Origin of the sequence: Paenibacillus solisilvae (assembly GCF_042656405.1) — a bacterium.
Classification (GTDB): Bacteria; Bacillota; Bacilli; order Paenibacillales; family Paenibacillaceae; genus Paenibacillus_Z; species Paenibacillus_Z solisilvae.
In genome coordinates this window covers 1-985 of the sequence record NZ_JBHSOW010000069.1, presented here as the reverse complement: position 1 = coordinate 985, position 985 = coordinate 1, and the positions used below count along the sequence as shown (strand labels likewise).

Genomic DNA, 985 nt, shown 5'->3' with positions numbered 1-985 from the left:
ATCGCACTTGGTTTCTCTTACGTCACGCTCGATCTGCAAGGTTACCGGACCGGCAGTATGAACGAGGTGCTTGGCAGCGAAACTGTAGACAAAGCCAAGAAAGCCGCTATCCGATGATGGATATCGACACATTCTGAAGCTTGTTCAAGCAGGAGACAGCAGTCAGCTTCACGAACGCGAACACGAGCACATACATGAGCATCCACATGGACATCAGCATGAGTACGAGCATCCAAACGTCCATGAAACACGATCATGCTCATAAACACCATCATGCTCATGAACACAATCATGCTCATGGACTCGATCATGCTCATAAACACGATCATGCTCATGGAAATCAACAGCATGATCATGAGCGAGAGACTTAGAGCGTCATCTCACACAGCAGCCTTACTTTTCCTTTTCTGTGCCAAACTGTCTTCGGGCCGCTTCATATACGGCATGCAGCGGGACGTTGTTCGCTTTGGCAGCCCGCTCGCAATCCGCAAATTCAGGGGCAAACTGAACAAGCTCGCCGCGATGATAGCCGGTTTTTACAGTAATGTCGCCCCAGGGAGTGGTTACTTTCTCGAATCCTCTTCCCAACCGGTGGCATGCGGCACGCATATAGCGTAAGCCTAACGTGGTCGTTTCCCTAAAAATGACGGTTTCCGCTTTCTCAAGCAAATTCGCGTGAATCAGCACGTTCAGCATCAACCCCGGTCTCCCTTTCTTCATGATGATCGGGATCCAATAGACATCGTTGGCACCCATTTCCAGCAGCTTATCCGTCACAAAAGGGCTCCATTCCGGGTTCATGTCATCAATATTGGCCTGTATGATAACCATCTCTTCGTCCAGATGCTCATTGGTATGATCGAATTTCATTTGCGTTTCCCCTCACTTTATTGGATGTAGGCGTTCTCTTTCTTTTATATAGTAGCTTAATTAAGTAGAATTCGATACGTTGTCTAGGTTAGGGTAGCGACTATTATTTTACAAA

General features: G+C 47.5%; 2 protein-coding genes. Both read right to left on the bottom strand.

The genetic code is table 11. The features are described from left to right. Positions 1–106 precede the first annotated feature (106 nt). Complete coding sequence (locus tag ACFPYJ_RS19175) at positions 107–244, bottom strand: hypothetical protein (RefSeq protein ID WP_379189798.1); 138 nt, start codon at positions 242–244, stop codon at positions 107–109. 149 nt (positions 245–393) lie between these two features. Further along, the gene (gene larC2, locus ACFPYJ_RS19170; RefSeq protein WP_379189797.1) at positions 394–870 is read right to left on the bottom strand and encodes a nickel pincer cofactor biosynthesis protein LarC2; all 477 of its coding nucleotides are present in this window, start codon (positions 868–870) and stop codon (positions 394–396) included. Positions 871–985: the final 115 nt, after the last annotated feature.